Source organism: Variovorax sp. GW460-12-1-14-LB1, assembly GCF_059423605.1.
The window spans coordinates 93,400-99,399 of record NZ_JBWKYF010000012.1; the positions used below are offsets into that span (position 1 = coordinate 93,400).

Here is a 6,000-nt window from a genome sequence, read left to right on the forward strand (position 1 = left end):
GCGAGTGGGGGTGCCCAAGCCGGTCAGTGCGGCCATGCTCATGCAGGCCGTCTCCGAATTGATGAGTACAGGCGTCACCTCGCAGTTCAATGCGACGACCACGCCAAGGGTCGTGATGTCACCGCCACCATCCGCCATCGTCCCACAGGCCTGATTCCTCGATCGCCTGTCGCGCGAGCTTGTGCTCGCGGGCGCTTTTCAACCCCACCATCAGGCGCTTCAGGGGGCCGGGCTGACGCAGGAGACTCTGGATGTCACCGTGCACCAGCGTTGGCATCTGAAACATGGCCAGGCCTTCGAGCGCCGGTGCAGAGGCCACCCACCTCAGGTCCTTCAGCCCCACGTTGTTGAGGACGATCAGCGCCAGATCCTCGAGCGCAGCCAACGAGGGCAAGCTGGCAAGGTGTGGCTGATCTTGCGCGGTCAACCTTTGCAGCGTCTCCAGTTGGCTGACGACGGACAGGTCCGACAAATCCTTGATCCGCAGCAGTGCCAGGTGTCTCAGGGCGTCCAGGCCCGCAAGCGTGTCCAGGTTCTGCGCGCTTCCGAATCCCAGTTGAAGCATATGCAGGTGGGGCAGATGCCCTAGAAAGGCCAGGTTCGACAGAGGCATCCCCATGAGGGACACCTCATTCAAGGTCGACAGCTTTCCAATCACCTCGAGGCCTCGCGTGTGGCCGGCAACAACGAGCTGTCTCAGATGGGAAAAGCGCTCCAGCCCGAAAAGATCGGTCTTCTTCGTTTTCGTCTTGCCGATTCTGAGTCTTTGCAGGTCTGTGGGCACCGCGTTCAACACATCCAGTGAATCTGCTTCGTACACATCGAAGACGAACTCCTTCAACCTCGGCAAGGCCTCTACGGCATGCGTGTTGCTGACCCGGGTGAGGCAGTCGAGGCTCAACCTCTCGACATGGGACATGAGCCTCAGACAAGAAAGATCGCACACACGCGCGTAGCTTCCATACATCCGCCATGTGATGTCCGGCCGATGCCTGAAGAGATCTTCGTTCAGGATTTCCAGCAGCGAAGGCGGCACCTCCTGTGCGGCGGCAAATTGCAGGATGGACACCTCGCCGTTTGCGGCCAGTTGCCGGACCTGTTTTCTTGTCCAATCAAGCTTCAGTTCGATTCGTTCCGACATGGGGTTGACGTTTTCAATGGATCAAAAGCCGGCGAATGACCGGCATGCTGCTGACGACGATTCAGCGCCGCACTGACCGCCCGCGCCCGATGCCGTAGTACGCGATGCCGGCGGCTTCGACTTCGGCGGCGTCGTAGAGGTTGCGGCCGTCGAAGATCGCGGGCGCCTTCAATGTGCTGGCGATGCGCGCCAGATCGGGGCGGCGGAACACGGGCCATTCGGTCACGAGCGCCAGCACGTCGGCACCCTGCAATGCGTCTTCGGGCGTGTCGCACCAGCGGACGTCGGCGCGCTCGCCGACGATGGCGCGTGCGTTCGGCATCGCCGCCGGGTCGTGCACCTGCACCTGCGCGCCCGCCGCCCACAAGCGCTCCAGCAGCACGAGGCTCGGCGCATCGCGCATGTCGTCGGTGTCGGGCTTGAAGGCCAGGCCCCAGAGCGCGATGGTCTTGTTCGCGATGCGGCCTTCGAAGTGATGCGTCATCAGGTCGAAGAGGCGCCCCTTCTGCTCGTGGTTCGCGGTCTCGACGGCCGCGAGGATGCGCAGCGGCTGCCCCTCGCGATCGGCGGCATGCCGCAGCGCTCGCACGTCCTTCGCCAGGCACGAGCCACCATAGCCTGCACCCGCTTGCAGGAAGTCGGGGCCGATGCGCCGGTCCGAGCCGATGCCGCGGCGCACCATCTCGATGTCGGCGCCCGCATGCTCGGCCACGCGCGCCATCTCGTTCATGAAGCTGATGCGGGTCGCGAGCATCGCGTTGGCGGCGTACTTGGTGAGCTCGGCGGAGCGCCGGTCCATCACCAGCAGCTGCTTCGCCGGGTCGCGCACGAAGGGTTCGTAGAGCCGTGTCAGCAGGTCGATGGCCGCGGGGTCGGTCGCACCGATCACCACGCGGTCAGGCTGGCGGCAATCGCGCACGGCCGAGCCCTCGCGCAGGAACTCGGGGTTCACGGCCACCGTGATCCGATGGGCCGCACCGCGCTGCGAAAGCGCTGCGCGCAGCACGGCCTCGACCTGCTCCGCGGTACCGACCGGCGCGGTGGACTTGCAGACGACCACGGCATCGCGGTCCCGGTGCTGCCCGATGCTGCGGGCCACGGCCATCACATGCCGCAAGTCGACATCGCCTTGCGCATCGGCCGGCGTGTTGACCACGATGAAGAGCGTGTCGCCATGCAGGCTCGCCGCGCGCTCGTCGGCCGTGAAGCGCAGCTTCCCCGTCGAGAGGCCTGCGGACACCAGCGCCTCCAGCCCCGGCTCGTGCAGCGGCATCCGGCCCTGCTGCAGCCCTTCGATGCGGCCGGCATCGGCATCCGCGCACAGCACCTCGTGCCCCGCTTCGGCCATGCAGGCGGCGAAGCTGAGGCCCACATAACCGGCGCCGAAGATGGCGAGCCTCATGCCCAGCGCCCTCCCCCAAGGCACTGGCAGCCGCGGCGGTTGTGAGATAAAAGCAGGATGCAAGCCTTCAAAACAATGTCCCGACAGGAAAATTCGATGATGCCCGATCACGTTGCCGCGCGTTGCGCGCTGGTCCTGGAGACCAACAACCTGCGCGGCGGAGCGGATGCCGAAGCCGCCGCGAGCACCAGCCTGCAGCGCCTGATCGCCCTGTTGGCGAAGCAGCAGTTGCCGCTCACGACCCTGGCCCAGGTGGTCATCACGCACGACGGGCTGAGCGCCGCATCGTGCGAGGCCGTCACGGCGCTGGCGGGCCGCCCCGTCGATTTCGTGCGTATCGACGCCGCCACCGGTTACTACGACGCCAAGAACGTCGGCTTCGCGGCCACCGATGCGGCGCGCTGCGACCACGTGGTGTTCGCCGATGCCGATTGCCTGCCCGACGACGACTGGCTGCTGCAGATGCTCATGCCCTTCACGCGCGGCGCCGATGCGCCCGCGGTGGTGGCCGGCCGCACGAGCTACGCGGCCAACATCGTGGGCACCGCGCTCACGACCATCGACTTCATGTACTTCCCCAACGCCGACCATGCGGGCGCGACGAGCAACTTCTACGCGAACAACGTGGCCTTTCGCCGCGACGTGTTCGAGCAGCACAGCTACCAGGCGCTCGACGGCGTGTACCGCGCGCACTGCCAGGTGCTGGGCATGCGGCTGAAGGCGGCCAACGTTCCCATCCACTACGCCGCCGCGGCCCACACCGAGCACCGCCTGCCCGACACGCGCGCCGAAGCGCTCAAGCTGCGCTGGATGCGCGGGCAGGACACGTACTCGCTCACGCCGCACCTCTTGCGCAGCTATGTGTCGGCGCGCTGGCAGTGGCTCGCAAAGAGCGGGCCGATCGGGCCGCTGTGCGTGCTGTTCACGCGGCTGGGCTTCAGCGTGCGCGCGCTCAACCACCAGGACCTGCCTCCCCTGCGCGGCCTGCGCTGGCTCGCGGGCGTGGCGTTGATCGTGGGCTTCTCGGCCATCGACATGCTCGGCGCCTTCGCGCGCGGCATCGGCCTGCACACGACGGGCCGCACGAACGCGGATGCGCAGGCGCTTTCGTACCATCGCCCGACATGAACAGGAAAAACATCCTCGGTCTTCTCGTGCTGGCCGGTGCATGCGCCGCGGCGGGCGCCGCCGACTTCACCGGGCGCGGCGTCTTCAACTTCAAGTCCGACAGCGGCTGCCCCTTCTCCGCGCTCGCGGGCCCCGCCAACGAGTGCAACCGCCTCGCCCTCGACGATGCCGACACGCGCGTCACACTCGACAGCGCAGCGCACACTCTGCGCTTTGCGAACCCACGCACCTACGGCCAGAAGACCGTCGTGGGCGATGTACTGCTGCAAGGCTCCGGCCAGTCGCGCCACAGTGGCCAGCGCGTGCCGTTGACCTTCCATGCGCTGCTGAGCCGCTCGGGCAACGACTGGTCGGTGAGCAGCCATGCGCACTCGCCCGTCGGCGGCGAGTTCAGCGACATCCGCATCGACCCGTACCAGGTCGTGGTGATCGAGGGCGGTGCCGAGCGCGTGGTGCTCACGCCGGCGCAGATCGCCGAGACGCTCTCCAGGCCTTCGATCGCCGCGCGGCTCGCCAACGAATTCGTGCAGGTGCGGGACAACCGCAAAGGCGGCGCCACCGATGCGGACATCACCGTCGGCCTGGGGTTGAGCCGCGCCTCCAAGTCGGTGGCGCGCGCGCATTTCCACGCGCCGGGGGCCAAGGGCAGCGAGCTGTCCGAAGCGATTCGTCAGGGCGACTGGTCGCTCGAGCTGCAGGCGCTGAGCGGACAGATTCCGCGCCAAGTGGTGCAGCGCGACCTGTTCCTCTATGGCCTCGAGTCGCAGTCGCTGCTGCTGCCGCTGATGCAGCGCGGCTTCCACAAGAACGAGAAGCTGGTGCTCGGCGCCGCGGGCGGCAAGGGCTACGTGCGCTACGATGGCCAGCAGCGCGAGTTCGCCGGTGCCGATGCATCGGCGCGCGCCTTCCTTCAAGGCAGCTTCATCGGCCTCGTGCTCGGTTGGCAGCAACTGCAGCCGCAGACCCCGGTGGCCAAAAAAGCCGATGGACGCTGACACCGCCCCGGCGAACGCGGCATTCGACTGCCTCGCACCGCCGCAACTGCGTGGCTGGCCCGCGCTGCAGGCCCGGCTGGTGCACCACATCAAACGCGCCGCATTGCGCCAGATGCATGCGAGCCGCGCCGGCGAAGTGATGTTGTTGCGCCTGTATCTGGTCGGCGAGGAATCGTCCGAGCAGGCGCTGCAGCGCGAGCTGCGCACCAGCGCGCCCGAGTGGCTCACACGCCAGCTCGACCAGCACCTGGCCGACGAGCAACTGCATGCGCGGCTTTTTGCCGACGCCATCGTCGCGCGCGGCGGCACGGCGCAGGCGGCTGCATCGCCGGAAGCAGCGCCGAAGCCCGACTGGCTGAGCCAGCGCAAGCTTGCGCGCTGGCAGCGCCTCATCCAGCGCCATGCGCCGCACTTCGCGCACGGCGGCCTCGTGCCGGCGTATGCGATCGGCCTCGCCGCCGAGCAGATGGCCTCGCGCATCCTGCAGCGCCACTGCGCGCTGATCGGCCCGCGGCATGCGCTGCACCCGTTGCTCACGCGCGTGCTGGCCGACGAAGACCGCCACATCCGCCTGTGCAGCCACACGCTGCAGCGCTGCGTGGCGCCGCATGAGGAAGCACGGCTCGCGCAGCTGATGCGCGAGGTGCGCGACACCGAGCGCGGCTTCGGCATCACCGGCGCGCTGGGCATGTACCTCGCGGGCGTGGCCTTGCGCCTGCGCCCCGGCCGTGCGCGGCCGGTGGCGGCCTGAGTCCGTCGATGCCGCCGCGCATCGTCTACCTCGCGACTGCGGACGCGCGCGGCCACCTGATGCGCGCGCAGCTGCTCACGCATTCGCTGCGCGCCGCGGGCGCCAGCGTGCAGGTGCTCACCACCTCCGATGAAGGCGCGCGCTTTCTTGCCGGCTTCGGCATCGAGGCGCCGGTGCTCTCGCGCCACTACGCGGTGCAGTTCGACCGCGAGCAGAACATGCTGCGCCGCGAAACCGACCGCAACGTGGCGCACTACGTGTTCCGCCCGGAGCGCATGCTGCGCGACATCCTTCGGCTGCGCGCGTGGTTCCGCGATGCGGACCTGGTGGTGAACGACTCCTTCCACCCTGCGCTGCTGTTCATGGGCTGGATGCCGGTCTGGCGGCGCAAGGTGGTGCATGTGTACGGCGCGAGCCTGCGGCATGCGCTGCAGACCAACTTCAGCGGGCGCATGCCGGCGTGGATGGCGAACATCTTCGGCCGCATCGTCGCGTGGCAGATCGACCGCAGCCGCGCGCGCATCGCGCACGATTTCGCCTACGGCGAGCCGCAGGCCGACGGACGCGGCGGCCCCCCGCTCGC

5 protein-coding genes are annotated in these 6,000 nt (G+C 68.0%); 3 read left to right on the top strand and 2 right to left on the bottom strand.

What is annotated here, in order from left to right; translation table 11 throughout:
- Positions 1-118 precede the first annotated feature (118 nt).
- Entirely contained in the window at positions 119-1,141 is a 1,023-nt protein-coding gene (locus AC07Y4_RS09005; protein WP_487848501.1) for a leucine-rich repeat domain-containing protein, read from the bottom strand.
- Positions 1,142-1,202: 61 nt separating this feature from the next.
- Positions 1,203-2,543 (bottom strand): UDP-glucose dehydrogenase family protein, encoded by a 1,341-nt coding sequence (locus AC07Y4_RS09010; RefSeq protein WP_487848500.1) that lies wholly within the window; start codon positions 2,541-2,543, stop codon positions 1,203-1,205.
- Between the two features lie 96 nt (positions 2,544-2,639).
- On the opposite strand from AC07Y4_RS09010, the gene AC07Y4_RS09015 reads away from it, so the two are divergent.
- The 3 genes from AC07Y4_RS09015 to AC07Y4_RS09025 are packed head-to-tail and all read left to right on the top strand — an operon-like array spanning position 2,640 to position 5,417.
- Positions 2,640-3,671 carry a glycosyltransferase family 2 protein gene (locus tag AC07Y4_RS09015; RefSeq protein WP_487848499.1) on the top strand — a complete coding sequence of 344 codons (1,032 nt, stop codon included), beginning with the start codon at positions 2,640-2,642 and terminating at the stop codon, positions 3,669-3,671.
- Positions 3,668-4,666 carry a hypothetical protein gene (locus AC07Y4_RS09020; RefSeq protein ID WP_495274423.1) on the top strand — a complete coding sequence of 333 codons (999 nt, stop codon included), beginning with the start codon at positions 3,668-3,670 and terminating at the stop codon, positions 4,664-4,666. Before AC07Y4_RS09015 ends, AC07Y4_RS09020 begins: the two co-directional genes overlap by 4 nt.
- Positions 4,656-5,417, top strand: coding sequence for a hypothetical protein (locus tag AC07Y4_RS09025; protein ID WP_487848497.1), 762 nt, complete (start codon positions 4,656-4,658; stop codon positions 5,415-5,417). Before AC07Y4_RS09020 ends, AC07Y4_RS09025 begins: the two co-directional genes overlap by 11 nt.
- Positions 5,418-6,000 lie beyond the last annotated feature (583 nt).